This is a genomic window from Clostridium sp. CTA-6 (assembly GCF_054768115.1).
On the sequence record NZ_BAAAAU010000008.1, the window covers coordinates 114,833 to 133,529 of the forward strand.

Annotated in this window: 15 protein-coding genes; 4 read left to right on the top strand and 11 right to left on the bottom strand. The window is 26.0% G+C overall.

The features are described 5' to 3' along the window. Window positions 1-15 precede the first annotated feature (15 nt). The 9 genes from ACYUDJ_RS13600 to glyA form a co-directional block, all read right to left on the bottom strand. Complete coding sequence (locus ACYUDJ_RS13600; RefSeq protein WP_003484600.1) at window positions 16-1,845, bottom strand: non-ribosomal peptide synthetase; 1,830 nt, start codon at window positions 1,843-1,845, stop codon at window positions 16-18. Between the two features lie 38 nt (window positions 1,846-1,883). After that, window positions 1,884-2,396 (bottom strand): GNAT family N-acetyltransferase, encoded by a 513-nt coding sequence (locus ACYUDJ_RS13605; RefSeq protein ID WP_003484598.1) that lies wholly within the window; start codon window positions 2,394-2,396, stop codon window positions 1,884-1,886. A 3-nt stretch (window positions 2,397-2,399) separates the two neighbouring features. Beyond that, window positions 2,400-2,648, bottom strand: coding sequence for a phosphopantetheine-binding protein (locus ACYUDJ_RS13610; protein WP_003484597.1), 249 nt, complete (start codon window positions 2,646-2,648; stop codon window positions 2,400-2,402). Window positions 2,649-2,656: 8 nt separating this feature from the next. Beyond that, on the bottom strand, window positions 2,657-3,673 hold the full coding sequence (locus ACYUDJ_RS13615; RefSeq protein ID WP_003484596.1) for a phosphoadenosine phosphosulfate reductase domain-containing protein: 1,017 nt from the start codon (window positions 3,671-3,673) through the stop codon (window positions 2,657-2,659). 6 nt (window positions 3,674-3,679) lie between these two features. Next, window positions 3,680-4,864 (bottom strand): aminoacyl--tRNA ligase-related protein, encoded by a 1,185-nt coding sequence (locus tag ACYUDJ_RS13620; protein WP_003484595.1) that lies wholly within the window; start codon window positions 4,862-4,864, stop codon window positions 3,680-3,682. Between the two features lie 18 nt (window positions 4,865-4,882). Continuing rightward, window positions 4,883-5,623, bottom strand: a complete 741-nt coding sequence (locus tag ACYUDJ_RS13625; protein ID WP_003484594.1) for a 4'-phosphopantetheinyl transferase family protein — start codon at window positions 5,621-5,623, stop codon at window positions 4,883-4,885. Window positions 5,624-6,079: 456 nt separating this feature from the next. Further along, window positions 6,080-7,081 (bottom strand): ornithine carbamoyltransferase, encoded by a 1,002-nt coding sequence (gene argF, locus ACYUDJ_RS13630; RefSeq protein WP_030035825.1) that lies wholly within the window; start codon window positions 7,079-7,081, stop codon window positions 6,080-6,082. A 97-nt stretch (window positions 7,082-7,178) separates the two neighbouring features. Beyond that, on the bottom strand, window positions 7,179-8,123 hold the full coding sequence (gene arcC, locus ACYUDJ_RS13635) for a carbamate kinase (protein ID WP_042384601.1): 945 nt from the start codon (window positions 8,121-8,123) through the stop codon (window positions 7,179-7,181). A gap of 562 nt (window positions 8,124-8,685) precedes the next feature. Then, on the bottom strand, window positions 8,686-9,927 hold the full coding sequence (gene glyA / locus ACYUDJ_RS13640) for a serine hydroxymethyltransferase (RefSeq protein WP_003484591.1): 1,242 nt from the start codon (window positions 9,925-9,927) through the stop codon (window positions 8,686-8,688). Between the two features lie 173 nt (window positions 9,928-10,100). On the opposite strand from glyA, the gene ACYUDJ_RS13645 reads away from it, so the two are divergent. Then, window positions 10,101-10,871, top strand: a complete 771-nt coding sequence (locus tag ACYUDJ_RS13645; protein ID WP_003484590.1) for a threonine/serine exporter family protein — start codon at window positions 10,101-10,103, stop codon at window positions 10,869-10,871. After that, window positions 10,868-11,356 (top strand): threonine/serine exporter family protein, encoded by a 489-nt coding sequence (locus tag ACYUDJ_RS13650; RefSeq protein WP_003484589.1) that lies wholly within the window; start codon window positions 10,868-10,870, stop codon window positions 11,354-11,356. The genes ACYUDJ_RS13645 and ACYUDJ_RS13650 overlap by 4 nt, the downstream gene beginning before the upstream one ends. Before the next feature lie 141 nt (window positions 11,357-11,497). On the opposite strand, the gene ACYUDJ_RS13655 is transcribed toward ACYUDJ_RS13650, so the two are convergent. Both ACYUDJ_RS13655 and ACYUDJ_RS13660 read right to left on the bottom strand, forming a co-directional pair. Then, window positions 11,498-11,767: a metal-sensitive transcriptional regulator gene (locus ACYUDJ_RS13655; RefSeq protein WP_003484588.1), complete on the bottom strand. Its 270-nt coding sequence runs from the start codon at window positions 11,765-11,767 to the stop codon at window positions 11,498-11,500. A gap of 198 nt (window positions 11,768-11,965) precedes the next feature. Then, window positions 11,966-12,790, bottom strand: coding sequence for a Cof-type HAD-IIB family hydrolase (locus ACYUDJ_RS13660; RefSeq protein ID WP_003484586.1), 825 nt, complete (start codon window positions 12,788-12,790; stop codon window positions 11,966-11,968). A 113-nt stretch (window positions 12,791-12,903) separates the two neighbouring features. Here ACYUDJ_RS13660 and ACYUDJ_RS13665 point away from each other — a divergent pair, with 113 nt between their 5' ends. Continuing rightward, window positions 12,904-13,380, top strand: a complete 477-nt coding sequence (locus tag ACYUDJ_RS13665; protein WP_042384598.1) for a DUF4883 family protein — start codon at window positions 12,904-12,906, stop codon at window positions 13,378-13,380. A gap of 415 nt (window positions 13,381-13,795) precedes the next feature. Next, entirely contained in the window at window positions 13,796-18,661 is a 4,866-nt protein-coding gene (locus tag ACYUDJ_RS13670; protein ID WP_003484582.1) for a nicotinate-nicotinamide nucleotide adenylyltransferase, read from the top strand. Window positions 18,662-18,697: the final 36 nt, after the last annotated feature.

Below are 18,697 nucleotides of genomic sequence, written 5' to 3' on the forward strand. Positions count from 1 at the left end.
ATAACTTGGATATAATCATATTAGTATTAAATTCAGGAGTTTTTTTATACTGAATTCTTCATAAATTTTAGATATGTCCACTTCTACACCTAATTCATCTTGTATATACCATTGTAATTTCATAGCTTTAAGTGAATCTCCACCCATTTCAAAAAAACTAACATCTTCCATTATTTCATCTTTATCCATTTTAAGTATATTGGCATAACTATCAATTAGAAACTCTCTTAGTTTTAATTTGCTATATAGTAAATTACTTTTTAGATGTACTTTTTCTTTTTTATTCTCAAAAATTTTTTGTAACCTATTATAATCAACTTTCCCATTTGTAGTATATGGAACATCTTTTATGTTAATGTGACATAATGGCACCATATAAAAAGGTAAATACTTACTTAAAAATTTATTAATTAACTCTTCATCAAGTACTTCTTTTGCAACATAAAAATTAACTAATAAAGATAATTCACCTTTTTTTATTACCATAGGAATACTTAATTCTATGCAATCATATTTCTGCAAATAAAATCGTATCTCATCTAACTCTATCCTGTAACCACTTATTTTTACTTGTTTATCTTTTCTACCCTTAAAATATAGATTATCATTCTCATTTATATATCCCAAATCTCCAGTTTTACAACATCTCAAATTCCCCATTTCTTTTAACTTAATAAATTTTTTATTGGTCAACTCTGTATTATTATCATATTCTATTGCTATACCAGAACCAAAAATTGCAATTTCCCCCAATTTCCCTTTAGGTATAATTTTATCTTCATCATCTAAAATTAATATTCCTGAATTTATTATTGGATCTCCCAAAGGAATTTCTCGCTCATCTCCTTTAATCTTATAGACTGTATTAAGTATTCCTGTTTCCGTCAATCCATAAGAATTAAATAACTCGTAATTAGTAACTTTATTCTTACAAAATTTTTCCCCTCCAAAATAAAGAACTCTTAGCACATTATTATCAACTGTAATAAATTTTTCAGCTAAAACCGTAGGTAAAAACATTATTGATATCATATTATCAATACAAAATTTATTTAATTTTTCAATATCGTAAACATACTGTTTTCTCTTCTCAATGCATACTAAAGGGACTTCATTCAATAAATATGGATATATATCACAACCACATGAATCAAAAGAAAATGATGTAAATGCCACACCCCTATCCTTTTTTGTTAATCTAAAATTAACGTACAATGCATTAACTAAATTCACAACAGCTCTATGAGGTATAATAACACCTTTAGGTACTCCCGTAGATCCAGATGTATATATCATATATGCTGGATCATCGGCTTTTATATCAATAACGTTTTCTGCGCTATCTAGGCTACTAAAATATAAATCTTCTATAATTATAAGCTTTACACTTTCTGATATTTTTTCTTTTAATATATTTACATACTCTCTATTTGTAATTACAACTTTACTTTTAGAACGTTCTACTAAAGAAATTATTGTATTAATATTGTTTAGTTCTGGCTCTATAGGCAGATAATATCCACCTGAAGCTAAAACACCATATACGCAAACATATCTTAAATAATTCCCATTTAAAATTAAAGTAATTGGTGATGTTCTTTCAAACTCCTTTTGATTCAGCAAAAAATTTGATAGAGCATTAACTCGCTTCATGAAATATCCATAAGTTATCTTTGTTTCATTATCTATAATAGCTACTTTTTCTTTGCTTAAGTTAACAATTTTTCTTAAGCAAGAAATTATTGTAGTATCTGTTCTGCTATTATTATATCTAAAACTTAAAATATCCTGTCCAACCAATATAGAATCTTCTCTTTGTTGTTTTTCAAAATATTTACGGTCCATCTTATTTTCTCCTAATCATTTTTATATAACTCACATTTTTACCTATTATTTATAATTTCTTTAATCATTAAAATTTCATCTATTTTCTTTCTAAATAAGCCTTCAAATGTATATAGTTCTCTATACCCAGAATTTGAATATAATTTTAAAGCTATATCATTGCTACTTTTTACTAAAAGAAAAATTTTTACTTGGGGTATTTTATTTTCCTTACATACCATGTTTTCAAAAAAACTTAACAAACATCTTCCAATACCACTTTTCCGAAATTCAGGAAATACAAACAACATATTTAAATAAGGAAATTTATTAAACACTCCATCCATAGAAAACCAGATGAATCCAAGCATAGCATTGTCCAATTTTGCAACAAAGATATTATTTTTTCTGTATGCTTTTTTCAGTATTTCTAATACTGTTTTATATGTAGGATAATACGTTTTCCCAAAATCAGATTGAAAGAGTCTAAAACAGCACTCTTTTAACTCATGTTCCTTTACTACTTCAATTATAACTTTTGATCTATCATATATTTTATTATTCTGAACCATCTTTTACTCCAAACTTTTTATTCTTTCTATCAAGCAATAAATATTATTTACAGTATTAAAATCCATTATTTCAATTTCTTCTATGGGTATATTTATATTAAATTTCATTTCTAATATTGAAATAATATTGATTATATCAAATGATTCCAGATACCCCTTGGATATCAGCTCTAATTCATCATTTATTTCAACATCTTCTAGTTCAAAAATATTCTTTTTTAAAATATCTTTAATTTGATTTTTTATATTCATTTTTCCTCCTAATAATTAAGAATATCATCTATACACAATCCCAACTTTAAAAGTGGTTTTTTCAAATTTTCTTCTTCTATAGGTGTTCTTATGATTTCCAATGCACGTTGTCTTGATAACTCACCTTCTCTTACAAGATCACTTAACTCTGTTTCATGCTGAGCATAACCAAACTGTTTCATAGTTTTTAATTGAGATACATAATTAAACATACAATTTGATGATTTGTCAGGCCAACTATTTTTAGGAATTTTAAATTTCAACTCTTCTGTTATAATATTTAATATTTCATTCTCATTCCATGTCATATATTTAAATGGAGAAAGTTGTACAATATTTCCAAACTTTTCAGTCATATATTTTATTGGACTCTGAAAAATAGCTGATAATTCACTAAATTTTTTATCATTTTTAAACAATTCAACAATATTATAATCAGATTTTTCATAAACCCAAAATAATTCTGAATTTTTGATATATTGCTGTCCCTTTGTATATCCCCCCAAAATTACATTAATATTATTTTGAACACAAATACTTTTTATATAATACTCTAATAAAGTATGACATACCCTACAATAATATATATCTTTTTTAGATTCTATACATTTTTTGAAAATATCTATCATGTCAGAGGTTTTAAAAATCATCATATCTACATTCAAAATATCTGTTGCATTATTTAAATTATCATACATCTCTGGTAAAGCAAAACCATTATCTATAAAAACAGCTAAAACATTAAGGTTCAATATCTTTTTTGCAACATATAATGTCATAATGCTATCTTTTCCTCCCGAAACACTTACTACACAATTATACTTACTATTTTTTTTATCATAAAATAAAATTTTTTGTTTAAAATAATCTAGATTGCACTCTTTTTTAGAATTATTTTCTTTGTTTATTGTACGTTTATCTCCATTGCAAATATTGCATATACCATTACTATCTAACTCTACATGTCCTGGGACTTCAGGTAAAATACAACTTTTACAACGTCTAACCTCTATATTGTAATTCATTTTTCATTACTCCTTAATTTTACTGTATTTTTCTATCTCTTTAATAGTTTCAAAATCCCATTTATCAATATTCAATCCTTTTTGTGATAGTAATGCATAAGCTAATCTCTCAATTCCAAAGGCAAAACATGTACTATAACAATAATTACCTTTTTCACCTATAATATTATATGCCTTAGAAAAATGAGTCCTATGATAATTAATTGAGCTTGCTGCAATATAATTTTTATTCCCAGGAATAAAGACTTTAAATTCTTGTTTTGATTTACCTATAGTTTGAAAAAATTTCATTTTTTTATAATTACTAGCAAAAAATGAGTCATTTGCAGTTTCATATTTACTATTAAATTTAAATATATCAACCCAAAATTTAATCAATTCTCTAGAAATTTCTATCATTTTATTAACTGCATTTTCATCACCTACAAAAACAAATTCTTTCATATAAAATTCATTCAATCTACTTAATTCAAATATATTATCTTCTTCGTTTCTAAAACATTTTCCTGATACAATAAAACTTTGCACTTCTTCTGCATCTAACATCTTATTTTCCAATAAAGAATATACAGGTACGCAAGCCGCATGCCGAAGAACATTTTGAGGAGTCTTTATTTCATCTAAAATGCTTTTATAATGAAATTTACATTTAGAAAACTTTTCATAAACACTCATATCATTCTTTAATGTCGTCTGAAACATCATATAATGAGGAAAATTTTCAAAATAACGACCTTTTATATAATCCTCAATCGAATGCAAATCTGGATACACCATTTTTCTTATATTTTTGAATTTAGAACAAGCAAACTCATCAATCTTTCTTTCAAAATATTCATATATATCTAAAAACAATCCACTATAAGCAAAAGATCCTTTTGCTAATTCTCTAACATCACCTCTACTTACAAGCTCATTGTAAATATTAGAATGGTTAATAGTTGTATAACTAGTATAGTCTTCTATAGTTTTAATTTCTTCAGTTTTTTCCGACAAGATATTTTTATTAATCATATTTATGAGATGATCCAGACAATTGCGTATCTGATTTTCATTATCTACATCACAATAAATAATTATATCCCCTTCTTTAATCTCATATTTTATAATGTACTGTGATAAATACGGTATCATATCTTTAAAAAAATCCTTATCTTCTTCTCTTAAATTTTTTATGGAATACTTAAACATTTAAACCCTCTCCATCCTTTAATTAGTTTTAGCACATTGTAAAGCCAATCCTCCTTTATAATTAATCTCAGGCTCAAAAATATAGATTCCTTTATACACATTATTATAAGTATCAAAAATTTCAATAACATTATTTGAAATTCTTTTAACATATAAGAATTTCAACAACTTATTAAGACTATTACCACCCAACTTAATATATGCTTCTTTTGCTACCCAGTATTTTAAAAAAATATCCTCCTCCTTATCCACTATTCCTCTATCATTTTCATTAAATAAACTATTAATTATATTCTTATAATCAACTTCCTTATCCATATACTCTATATCTATCCCCACTAAATGTTTTGTAATGCAAATACCTATAACATCCATCGAATGGGTAATATTAAAGTTTATTTTATCAACATTATTTATAAACGGTTTGCCGTAAAATCCTTGTCCTATAAACAGATGTTCTATTCCACAATTATTCCAATTAGAATATAAATAGTTAATCAGTCCATGGGATATTGAAAAACACTTTTTATCTTTAATTCTTAAATATTTATTCCTTTTAGCTTTCTCCTTTTCTGTTAAAAAATAAGAAACTTTATCATAATCATTAAAATTATCCACATTTATTATTAGCACTAATGAAAATCCATTCTTAATAAAATTCATATATATTTTGTAATCTATTGATTTAAAATTATCTATCTTTATATATTTAATTTTATTTGCATCAAAAACAATATTATTTTTTACTTGTTCTAACATTATTACCTCATATTTTTTAAAGTATTATTCTTTATTTTTTTCTTTGCTAGTATTCAAATAAGCAATTTATCTTTTAAACTATACTACTTTATCTTATAATCATAAATATACCACAATTGATAATAATTGTCAATATCATTTTCCAAAATACTATCTATTTACCAAATATTATATAAATGAACAAAATTATTTTTATATTCAATTAATATTTATCTGCACATATTGATTGAATATATTTATTGGCAAACATCCACAATCCCTGGAAAAATATATAGTATATATCATTTTAATTTATATCTATCTACTTTAATTAAAGCTTTTTTAATTTTCACACAAAAAACACTTGAAATTCTACTTAAATTTCAAGTGTTTTAAAGTTGTTTTATTATTTCTTTATATATCAAAAATAAAAGGAAGAATGTTTCCATTCTTCCTTTTACCTTATATATTTAAAGATTATTGATCTCCTAGTGTTGCAACCATAACAGCTTTTATAGTGTGCATTCTGTTTTCAGCTTCATCAAATACAATTGAGTATTTGCTTTCGAATAATTCGTGAGAAACTTCCATTTCTGATAAGCCATATTTTTCTTTTATTTCTTTACCTACTGCTGTTTCTTCATCATGGAATGCTGGTAAGCAGTGCATGAATTTAGCATCAGGATTTCCAGTCATTTTTATCATGTTCATGTCAACTCTGTATGGAGTTAATAATTTTATTTTGCTTTCCCATACTGAATCTGGTTCTCCCATTGATACCCAAACGTCTGTATATAAAACGTCACAACCTTTAACACCTTCTTCGATATTATCAGTTATTGTAACTTTAGCGCCAGTTTCAGCTGCTATTTCTTTGCATTTAGCAACTAATGCAGCATCAGTTGGTATTTCTTTTGGAGAAACTATTCTAAAGTCCATTCCCATTTTAACAGCACCTATCATAAGAGCATTTGCCATGTTATTAGCACCATCTCCAACATAAGCAAATTTAATTTCGCTTAATGGTTTATTGAAATGTTCTCTTATTGTTAAGAAGTCAGCTAATATTTGAGTTGGGTGATCTTCATCTGTTAATCCGTTCCAAACTGGTACTCCAGCATATTCAGCTAAAGTTTCAACGATTTCTTGACCAAATCCTCTGTATTCTATACCATCGTACATTCTTCCTAGAACTCTTGCAGTATCTGCAGCTGATTCTTTTTTACCAATATGGCTTCCTGTTGGTCCTAAGTAAGTTACATGAGCTCCTTGGTCTTTTGCTCCAACTTCAAATGCGCATCTTGTTCTAGTTGAAGCTTTTTCAAATATTAAAGCAATGTTTTTGCCTTTTAATCTTTGTACTTCAGTTCCTGTATATTTAGCTCTTTTTAAATCTCTAGCTAAATCTAAGAAATAGTTTATTTCCTTTGGTGTGAAATCCATTAGTGTTAAAAAGTTTCTGTTTTTTAAGTTAAACATATGTTATTCCTCCTAATAGTATAATATTTATATTATAAACTTTTATATTTTAGATTACATATGTATTATGCAATCATTTTAGCTTTTTAATTAATTATTATTTTACTATTCTTGTACCTGAAGTTCCATTAATAGCTTCTTTTGCTTTTGCAAGGGATGCTATTAATGCAGTTTTATTTTCGCTAAATTGAACAAATTTTTTGCAAGCTTCAACCTTTGGAAGCATACTTCCTGGTGCAAATTGTCCTTCAGCAATATATTTGTCAACTTCTTCTAAAGTCATTTTAGCCAAAGATTCTTGATTTGGTTTGTTAAAGTTTATAGCAACTTGATCTACAGCTGTAAGAACTAGTAACATATCAGCATCTATTATTTCTGCTAATTTTTCAGCTGCAAAATCTTTATCTATAACTGCTGGAACACCTTTTATAACACCATTGTCATTAACAACTGGAATTCCGCCGCCACCACAAGAAATTACTACATTTCCTGCTTCAACTAATTGTTTTATCATAGCTTTTTCTATAACATCTACAGGTTTTGGTGAAGCAACAACTCTTCTATATCCTCTTCCTGCATCTTCTTTCATTACATAGCCTTTTTCAGCCTCTAATTTTTTAGCCTCTTCTTCACTATAAAAAGAACCTATTGGTTTTGTAGGATTTTGAAAACCTTGGTCATCAGCATTTACTAATACTTGAGTAACTACTGTTCCTACAGGTTTATTAATATTTCTTTTACCTAATTCATCCTCTATAGCATTTTGAAGATGATATCCTATATAACCTTGTGAAAAGGCTCCGCAAACATCAAATGGAAATAATACATTAGAATTATTTGCTTTATATCCAGCCTCTACAGAAGCTAATATTTGACCTACTTGAGGGCCATTTCCATGAACTACTGAAACTGTATGTCCTTCCTCAATTAAATCTACTATAGATTTTGCTGTATCTTTACAAGTTTTTAATTGACTTTCTGGAGTTTTGTCTTTTGGATCTGATTGTAAGGCATTTCCTCCTAAAGCTAATACTATTTTCATAAAAGCACCTCCGAAAAATAATATGTTTAATACTTTAAATTTAATTACATACATTAGCTTATGTAAATTATGATACATTATAAATATAATAAAAATATAATTACAAGTTTAAATCTTTGTAAATATATTAATATCTTTAATATTAGGAATACGTTTGCAAAACTAATTAAAATTATAACAAATTAGTTAAAGTTATAACAAATAGTTTTATAATAAAAGGCTATTCACATATAAATAGCAACATTTTATATTTTTGGGTAATTTTTGAATTTCATCACCCTAAGCTTAATATTCTACATAAAATTTTAAATTCCTTCTTAAAAATATAAAAATTTTATGTTTTAAGAAGAGGATTTTCTATGTATTTATTTTTTAATTAAAGTTTTCTTATTACAGATTCATTGTACATACTATTTATATTTTTGTCTACACATGATTAACCTTTAAAATTGCTATATTTTTTGAATTTATATGGTTTTTCTACAATATATCGCAAGAATATGGGCTTATGCTCCTGTTTTGGTACATAAGCCCTATCTATTATGTGTAAATTCTACATTTTTTATGCATTTTGATACAATGGGTACTTTTTACAAATTTCTTTTACCTGTTCTTTTATTTGAGATAAATTCTCTTCCCTATGCTCTATAGAATAATTCATGAAATAGGCTATTTTTTTCATTTCTTCTTCCTTAAATCCTCTTGTGGTTACTGCTGGGGTTCCTATTCTAATTCCACTAGTTACAAAGGGACTTAAAGTTTCAAAAGGGATTGTATTTTTATTCACAGTAATTCCTACTGAATCTAAAAGTTTTTCTGCATCTTTTCCAGTTATATTTTTATTAGTTAAATCTATTAGTAATAAATGGTTATCTGTCCCCCCAGATATTAATCTAAATCCATAATTATTTAACTCTTCTCCTAAAACTTTAGTATTCTTAACAACTTGATCCATATACTCTTTGTAATCTTCTTTTAAAGCTTCTCCAAAGCAAACAGCCTTCGCTGCTATAATATGCATTAATGGTCCACCTTGAATTCCTGGGAATATAGCTTTATCTACTGCTTTTGCATATTCTTCTTTACATAAAATAGCTCCACCTCTAGGTCCTCTTAAAGTTTTATGAGTAGTTGTTGTAACAAAATCTGCATAAGGTACTGGTGATGGATGTAATCCTGTTGCTACTAAACCTGCTATATGAGCCATATCTACCATCATATAAGCATCTACTTCGTCACAAATCTCTCTTATTTTTTGAAAATCTATAATTCTAGGATATGCACTAGCTCCAGCTACTATCATTTTAGGCTTATTTTCTAAAGCTATTTTCTTTAGCAATTCATAATCTATAGTTTCTGTTTCTTTATCTACACCATATGATATAAAATTATATAACTTTCCTGAAAAATTTACTGGACTTCCATGAGTTAAATGTCCACCATGGGATAGGTCCATACCTAATATAGTATCTCCAGGCTGAAGCACGGACATATAAACTGCCATATTAGCTTGTGAACCAGAATGTGGTTGTACATTAGCATGCTCTGCGCCAAACAATTTTTTTAATCTTTCTCTTGCTAAATCCTCTACCTCATCTACAAATTCGCATCCTCCATAATACCTTTTATGTGGGTAGCCTTCTGCATATTTATTCGTTAATAAAGATCCCATGGCTTCCATAACAGATAAACTAGTAAAATTTTCTGAGGCTATTAATTCAATATTATATTCTTGTCTTTCCTCTTCTTTCTTTATCATGCCTAATAATGTTAAATCTGTCTTTTTTAAATTTGTAAAGTTCATATTATCACGCTCCTAAAAATAAACATATCTTAATTATAGATTATAGTTGTAAAATTTGAAACAATCAATTAAATTTAACTTTTATGTTTCTACAAAAATTTCATTTTACAAAGATAATTTTGGTGTTATAATACTTTTGATAACATAAAAATATAACAATAAACGGTGATAATATGGATATAAATAAAATAATAAAAATAGCTGCAGAAGCTGGAAAAATAATATTACAAAGTGGCGGAGAAACATATAGAGTAGAAGAAACTATGTCTAGAATATGTTCTGCATATAATATTAAAGATTCTGATCCTTATGTTACTCCTACTGTAATAATGATCTCCGCTACAAACGAAAATGGTAAAACTGTTTCTCTTAGTAGAAGAATTACAAGTAGAACAATAGACCTAGATAAAATAGATAAGGTAAATAGTTTATCTAGAAATATAAAAGAAAATAATTTAACCTTAGAGCAAGTTCAAGAAGAATTAAATATAATAAAAAAAGGAATTCCTTATAGTAATAAATTAGGAATACTTTTTTCTTGCTTTATTTCATCTTTCTTTACATTATTGTTTGGAGGAAACTATTTAGATTTTATTATTGCATTTGTAATAGGCGCCGCCCTAAAGCCTGTACTTTCTTTTCTAGGTTATTTAAATGTTAATGTGTTCTTTACTAATCTAGTAGGTGGTTTTACAGTATCTTTTTTAGCAGTTTTAAGTACTTTAATGGTATCAAATTTAAATGTAGATAAAATAATAATCGGCTCTGTTATGATATTAGTTCCAGGAATAGGAATAGTTAATGCTTTACGTGATACAATTGCGGGAGATTTAATTTCTGGAATTGTAAGAGGTGCAGAAGCATTCTTAATAGCAGTAGCCATAGCAGTAGGAAGTGGTGTAGTACTTAAATTATGGATTTATTTAGGGGGAACTACTTTATGATTATGATTTCAAATTTTATATTTTCATTTTTAGCCTCTTTAGGATTTGCGGGTATATTCAACATAAAAGGTAAAAAACTTATATACGCATCTTTAGGGGGAAGTATAGCTTGGCTATCCTATCTTATATGTAAAAACAGCAACTGTTCTACAGTATTTAGCTTCTTTATAGGATCTATAGCAGGAAGCATATATTCAGAAGTAATGGCAAGAATAGAAAAAACTCCTGTGACCTTAATGGTAATATGTGCCATGATCCCCTTAGTTCCTGGTGGTGGTATGTACTACACCATGCAAAAGGTTATTGAAGGAGATGTAAGTGGAGCTTTAAATACAGGGTTCACCACTTTATCTGTAGCAGGGGCTATAGCTTTAGGTATGGTTATGGTATCCTCTATGACGAGACTTATATATAAATTTAGAGAAAAAATTACAATGAATAAAGTAAAAAAGGAAAAACATAACAGCGTAAGTACAAAAATATAATTTCAAATAAAAAAATAATTAAGGAACATATTATTATATGATACTATGTTCCTTAATTGTTTTTTAATATGAATTTATCTCTAAATAGTTCCCATATTTTAAAAAAAGGAAGCTAACACAGCTTTTCAAATCATAATTTCCTTATTTCATAAACATAGTAAAAGTAGATACTAAATCTTCTATAGCTTGATCTTTTTCCTTATCTTCCCCTAAGAAGCACTGTTTGGCATAATTTTCCAAAACCAAGCCTCCTACTTTATTCATAGCAGCTCTTATAGCGGCTATCTGTATAAGCACATCTCTACAACAGCATTCATTTTCTACCATTTTTTCTATGCCCTTCACCTGTCCTTCAATTCTTCTAAGTCTCGTTTGTATATCTTTCTTAACATCTTTCTTTTGATTTTCCATAACTAAAACTCCTCTTTTTTTTACTTCGACTATAATTATACCTCTGCCGGGTATTATATCATTTTTTAATTATATCTTCAATTTTATTTATAATTTTCCTTTAAAAAGTATGTATATTTATAAATAATTGTATATTTATAAATAATTTTACCTTCCATTATAAGTAGCTTTTTTAATATAAAATTAATATATATTTAACTACAATATAAATTTTTCTATTACTTCTGCTATTCCATCATTATTATTATCCATACAAGTTATGTAATCAGCATATTTCTTCAATTCTTCTCTTGTATTTCTCATAAATACTCCAAGACCTGCTTTTTTTATCATACTTATATCATTTTCATCATTTCCTACAGCTATACATTTTTCTATAGGTATATTATAATAATTAGCTAGTTTTTCCAAGGCTATTCCCTTACTAATTCCAAAGTTACATATTTCTATATTACTTATATGGGATTTAGTTACACTGACCTTTAAATTATCTTCTATTTCTTTTTGTATTCTATTTAAATATTCCAAATCATTATCAACTACTACTATTTTAGTGATCTCACTAGACCTATGTTTAATATATTCTTTACCATCCGTAATTATCCTTATTTCTATTCTATATTTTCTTTCTATATCTTTATTAAATTCATAAAATTTTTTTGTACTATAATCAAATTTTTCCGTACACATTATATTATCATGATAAAAATGATAGTATGTATTCTTATATTTTCTTAAAATATCTATGATATCTAAAAGTGTATTTTTATTAATTCCTTCATTATATATGGTTTCTTTTTTATCATTTAAAATCAAAGCCCCATTAGCACAAATCATAGGTTCCCCTTTAGCTATAGTTTCTTCATAAAATTTCAATCCTCCTGGAACCCTTCCAGAGGATATAACTACCTTAACTCCTTTTTCCTTTGCTCTTTTTATATAAGAAAGAGTTTTTTCTGTTATTTTCTTCTCATCATTTAATAAAGTTCCATCCATATCTAATGCTATTAATTGAAAATTCAAATTTACCCCTCCCTGATAAATCTATTTTTTTATTATTATACCATTAATAAAGGTAATAAAACCTAAAAAGAACACATAGTTTTAATTAGTAATAAATTATGTAGGTGATTTATTTGAAAAAATTTTTAAAACTAATATTTTTAATATTTATTTCATGTTTTCTTCTAACATCCTGCAATATAGCATTCCCCATAGATGGACTAAAGGGTAAAAAGCCAAACAATTTCTACTATACTAACCTTTTAGCTAAAAATATAACCCTAGAAAAACAATATAAAGTTACTATATCAGAAACTAATTTTTATAAAGGATCTGAAATAAATAAAAAAGATAAAGAACTAATAAAACACTTTATAACTCTTTTAAAAAAAGAAAATTTTAAAACTTTAGAAAAAAAACCAAAATCAAAACCACTATATAAAATATTTTTTACATTTGAAAAAGATAAATACATAATAAATGTATATAATAAACAATATATTTCAGTGTATCCCTTTGATGGTAACTTCCCTATGGATTATATAGATATGAATAATATACCTGAAGCCTATAATTTATATAATCTATGTAATTTTTTATTCAATAAATAGTATAAATAAAAGGTCGTATATTGCTAAAAATACTAAATTTGTTGAAATGCAAATAATCTTTTAGTGAATATATGACTTTTTAACATTGTAAAAGTTTAAATCTATAATTTTTATTCTATTATCTTAAATTAAAATTTAAATAATATTACAGTGATTATTAACTGAAATAAAGTAAAATAATAATAAGATAAATTCCTTATATCCCTATAAAAAAATCCAAATAAATTATATAATCTTTATAATAGACATTATTATCGTAACAACAATTGTTATAATATATTCTCTTCTATAAATATTTAAAAATATAAACTATATCCCATGAGAAATTTTTCTAAAAATTTCTGTGAATAAAACTATCCATAATAATACTCCCTTTTAATTTAAAAATCATTTTATAAAGGAGGCTAAAAATTATATGACTAAATTAAACTTTAAATATTTATATAATAAAATATCTAAAAGCTTAAAAAATAATAGCTGGATAAAAAAACAAGGTATAAATAAAGAATATATAAGTTTACATATTGATTCTTTAGAATTTAATAAAAAATTATCTAAAATGATAATAAATCAGGATTTTTCTGCTAAAAACACCTTGCAATTATGCAAAGGTTTATTAGAAGGCATTTATCCTATAAAAAGCGAAGAAGAATGTTTAAAAGAAATATATACTTACTCTCTAAATAAAACCTTTCCTCATACTAACAAAATAAAAAATGATTCTAATTTAAATATTTGTGCGGAAATATTTTTGAAAATATTTTGTATAATAAATGACTTTGAAAAAGATTGTAATGCCTCTAACTTCAAAAGCAAGTACCCCTTAAATTTTTTAAAAGATGAAGAAATAGAAGCCTTAGAAAGACCCCATGAGTATAAAAAATTTTTATCTAATTTTAAAAAGGATTATATTTATGAAATGATGAAACTAAGTGAAGAAGTTATGGGCTTTAATACTTTAGATCACGTATGTGGTGTCCACTATTTATGTGTTCATATAGGTCGTCAATTAAAAAAAGTTGGTATACCTATAGATTTAGGTAGAGTATCTGGTGCTGGTGCTGGACACGATATAGGTAAATACGGATGTACTGGTGAAGATTTAAAAAGAGTGCCTCATCTTCATTATTATTATACAGATCAGTGGTTCAAAAGATACAATATACCCTATATTGGGAATATTGCCATGAACCACTCTACCTGGGATCTAGAAGTTGAAAATTTATCTTTAGAATCTTTAATATTAATTTATTCAGATTTTAGAGTAAAAAATATGGAAACAAACTGCGGTTATAAAATGCATATTTATTCTTTAGAAGATTCCTTTTATGTGATACTTAACAAGCTAGAAAACCTAGATGAAAAAAAAGAAAAAAGATATAAAGGTGTTTATTCAAAATTAAAAGATTTTGAGGACTATCTTTTAAGCCTAAACATAAATGTAGATCCTAACAAAAATATGTTTAATAAGTATTCCTCTTTAAATAATACTGAATATTCATTAATGCAAGGTGAAGAAATAACAAATAATCTTAAAAATATATCTATATATCATAGTATTTATTTAATGCATCAACTTAGAGATGAAATTTCTCTAGAAACCATACTAGATTCGGCTCGTTCTGAAAAGGACTGGAAAAATCTTAGGGAATATATTAGAGTTCTTCAGGAATATTCTACTTACCTTACTCAAAAACAAAAAAAACAAACTCTTAAATTTTTATTTGAAAATTTAACCCATCCTGAAGACGATATTAGAAAACATTGTGCTGAACTAATAGGTAAACTTATTTCAACCTTTGATGAAAGTTATATGAAAGAAATACCTTCTAATGTAGAACTTCCAAAGGCTGAAATAACCTCTGGAGATGTTTTAAGAGAATATTTAAAAGCTATGCTATCTCCTCCAAGCAATATGATTTATATAAATAAATTCAATCTAGGATATAATACTTCTACAATGATTGAATCTTTATTTAAATATTGTAAAGAAAGCTCCCTAGATGATTACAGAAAAATTGTACTTAATCATTTTGATCATAAAAAATATAAAAATGTAGATATTCAACTTTTTTTATTAGATACTGCAAAATATATACCTATAGATTTCTCCTCAGAGTATACTAATAATCTTTGGGATTTTATATTTAATATATTGAAAAAAAGAAATCAATCATTAAGATTAGGAGCTCTTAAAACTTTAAATTTATTGGCAAAGGAAAATTTACCCGAAAACATAAAAAATAAAATAGAGGATTATTTAAATTCCTCTATTATAAATAAAAAATATATTACTGAGAATTTACTTAAATTAAAACTGGCTAAAAATTTAAATATGAAAAGCTTATACTGTAGTCTTGAAAAGCATATTAATATAAATAAAAAATTAGCTACAGAAATATCTCTAAGTAATTTAAAATCCAACACAACTTGGATAAAAAAGCATATACAAATAGATCTTCTTTTAAAATATGCAAAAGAAAATCCCTCTTCTTTTGCCATGCATACAGTTATACACTTTTCTAATCTTTTAAAAGTAAGTAATATAGAAAGTGTTAGAAGTAAAGCTGGTAATGCTATTTTAGAACTTATGCCTTACCTAAGTTTAGCAGAAAGAAATGAAATTGCTATTGAATTACTAAGGGGACTAGAAATAGAAGGTAATAGGTTTACAGAATATATTCCAACCTATGTAGGACAGGTGCTCCTATGGCTTCAACCTATAGAATTAGATGAAATAATACAGGATTTAACTATTAAATTTAAAAAATCTAATACAAATTTAAAGTGTTTACTTTTAAAAACTATAGGAATTACTATATCAAATTATTCTACTTATAAAATTAGATTTAAAGAAGATACTAAATTTTTTAATAATAGATTGATAAATATGCTTGGAATTTTATTAAATGGTTTAGGGGATTATAACATACAAGTTAAGCAATCTGCTTTTATCTCTTTAGGTAAGCATCTTTTTGGAGAAGAAAATTCATTTGAAGAAAAGGCAGAATTATTTAAACTAACGGGGAAAAAAATCCTTACTCTTATTGCAGAGGATAGAAATAAAAACTTAATGATGCTTACAAATTCTGTAGGTATGCATTATATATATAGATTTATATCCGACTACAATTTTTTTGTTGGAGATTTAAATATGATTTCTGCAGAAAAAGTAGCGTTTTTCCCTGGAACCTTTGATCCTTTTTCTGCAAGCCATAAAGAAATAGCCAAAGCTTTAAGGGACATGGGATTTGAAGTTTTTTTAGCAGTAGACGAATTTTCTTGGTCTAAAAGAACACTTCCTAGTCTTCTGAGAAGGGATATACTAAATTTATCCATTGCAGATCAGCTTAATATCTATATTTATCCTGCTAGTATACCTATAAACATAGCTAATAACAAAGACTTAAAAAAATTAAAAAGTCTATTCCCAAAGTCTGAACTATATATAGCCGTTGGTAGTGATGTAATATTAAATGCTTCCAGCTATAAAAAAGAAAATATAAATGTAGCAAATTCTATATTTAATTTTTCTCATATAATATTTCAACGGGGAAAAAACAATGAAAAATTAAGGGAGATAATCTCTTATATAAAAAGAGATGTGCTTATTTTTTCTTTGTCCTCTAAATATTCAGAGATAAGCTCTACACAAATTAGAAGCTATATAGATGAAAATAAAAATATATCTAGTTTAGTAGACCCTATAGCAGAAAAATATATATATGAAAAAGGATTTTATCAAAGAGAATCCCAGGACAAATCTATAATAAAACCTATTTCTTTAAGATTAATAATTTTAAATTTTATAGATGATTTTATAATAAATGAAATATCTTCTCTTTTAAAATATAAAGTAAAAAATATAAAAGAAATACTAGATAATATAAAAAGAAAGCCCTCTTCTAAAATAATTTTAATAAGAGACAAAAAAAATGAACTAATAGGATTCTCTTTATTTCATTGGATAAGATCTACCGTATTATATGAAGAAATGAAAGACAATCATATTACGGAATATATAAGAAATAACAGTACTGGTAGAATGTTATCTTTAGATGGATTTTATATTAAAAATACAGAAAAAAGTAGATATATAGAACAAATTCTAGTAACTGAGACCTTAGCCTTTTGTGCCTCTACAGATTATGAATATGCTGTATTCCATCCAAAATGTGAAGAATTTCAAAATCCTTCTATAGTTGATATATTAAAACTCCAAGGTTTTATTAAAGTCCCAACTGTTAATAATTCTTTATCTATATATGCTGTAGATATGAGTAATCCTTGTATATTAAACTTAGATATTGAAAATTTTATAAAAGAACCCTATAGAAATAACAAAAAAATTAAAAACATAATTTTAGAAAGCAGAAGAAAGCTACAAAAAGCCTTAACAAATTTATATAAAGGTGAGCTGATTCTATCCTTTCATAGTAATTTCTTACATCAAGCTATGATTGATAAAATTTGTAGTGAAAATAATGTGCCTAGTTATGTAGAAACACCTAGAAAACTAGGTAAAGCTATGTGTGTTCCCTATGGAGATATATTAGATAGGCATATAATTCCTAATACTGTAACTAAAGCTCTTCATACAGAAAAAATATTTTATTCTAATATGAAAGGATTTAAAATTGGGGAATTTCCTCACTATCTTGACTTAAACACTCAAGTAAGAATGTTAAAATCCTTTAATAGACCTGTTATTTTGGTAGATAATTTGCTTCATAAAGGTTATAGAATAAAAGCTTTAGATCCTATATTTAAAAAAGAAAACCTAGAAATAAAAAATATAGTAGTAGGTATTATGTCTGGACGAGGAAAGGATTTAATGGATAGGCAAAATAGATCTGTAGACAGTGTTTATTTTATACCTAGATTAAAACTTTGGTTTAATGAAGTGTCTATGTATCCTTTTATGGGTGGTGATTTATTATGGCGTGGAAAGTACCCTAAAAGAAATTTACTTCCTTCTATAAATTTAATATTACCTTATACCTATCCTAAATTTATAGTTGGCAGTAATAAAAACGCCATATTCAATTTATCTAAAATTTGTATAGAAAACTCTATAAACATATTAGAAATCATAGAAGAAGAATATCGTAATATAACAGACAGAAATTTAAGTTTATACCTACTAGGTCATGTGTTTAATGTGCCAAGATGCCCAGACCAAGGAAAAAATATGTACTATGATTTAAACTTAAACCCTTCTCACTATTTAAAAAATGATTTAGAAAGTCTATTAAGATTAGAAAATATTATGGAAGATTAAAAATTAATCTTATGTAAACAACTAAATAATATTTTA

Excerpts from the sequence above, each read along its gene's own strand:
- ACYUDJ_RS13600 (WP_003484600.1), bottom strand. The coding sequence starts at position 1,845 with ATGGACCGTAAATATTTTGAAAAACAACAAAGAGAAGATTCTATATTG.
- ACYUDJ_RS13605 (WP_003484598.1), bottom strand. The coding sequence starts at position 2,396 with ATGGTTCAGAATAATAAAATATATGATAGATCAAAAGTTATAATTGAA.
- ACYUDJ_RS13610 (WP_003484597.1), bottom strand. The coding sequence starts at position 2,648 with ATGAATATAAAAAATCAAATTAAAGATATTTTAAAAAAGAATATTTTT.
- ACYUDJ_RS13615 (WP_003484596.1), bottom strand. The coding sequence starts at position 3,673 with ATGAATTACAATATAGAGGTTAGACGTTGTAAAAGTTGTATTTTACCT.
- ACYUDJ_RS13620 (WP_003484595.1), bottom strand. The coding sequence starts at position 4,864 with ATGTTTAAGTATTCCATAAAAAATTTAAGAGAAGAAGATAAGGATTTT.
- ACYUDJ_RS13625 (WP_003484594.1), bottom strand. The coding sequence starts at position 5,623 with ATGTTAGAACAAGTAAAAAATAATATTGTTTTTGATGCAAATAAAATT.
- argF (WP_030035825.1), bottom strand. The coding sequence starts at position 7,081 with ATGTTTAACTTAAAAAACAGAAACTTTTTAACACTAATGGATTTCACA.
- arcC (WP_042384601.1), bottom strand. The coding sequence starts at position 8,123 with ATGAAAATAGTATTAGCTTTAGGAGGAAATGCCTTACAATCAGATCCA.
- glyA (WP_003484591.1), bottom strand. The coding sequence starts at position 9,927 with ATGAACTTTACAAATTTAAAAAAGACAGATTTAACATTATTAGGCATG.
- ACYUDJ_RS13645 (WP_003484590.1), top strand. The coding sequence starts at position 10,101 with ATGGATATAAATAAAATAATAAAAATAGCTGCAGAAGCTGGAAAAATA.
- ACYUDJ_RS13650 (WP_003484589.1), top strand. The coding sequence starts at position 10,868 with ATGATTATGATTTCAAATTTTATATTTTCATTTTTAGCCTCTTTAGGA.
- ACYUDJ_RS13655 (WP_003484588.1), bottom strand. The coding sequence starts at position 11,767 with ATGGAAAATCAAAAGAAAGATGTTAAGAAAGATATACAAACGAGACTT.
- ACYUDJ_RS13670 (WP_003484582.1), top strand. The coding sequence starts at position 13,796 with ATGACTAAATTAAACTTTAAATATTTATATAATAAAATATCTAAAAGC.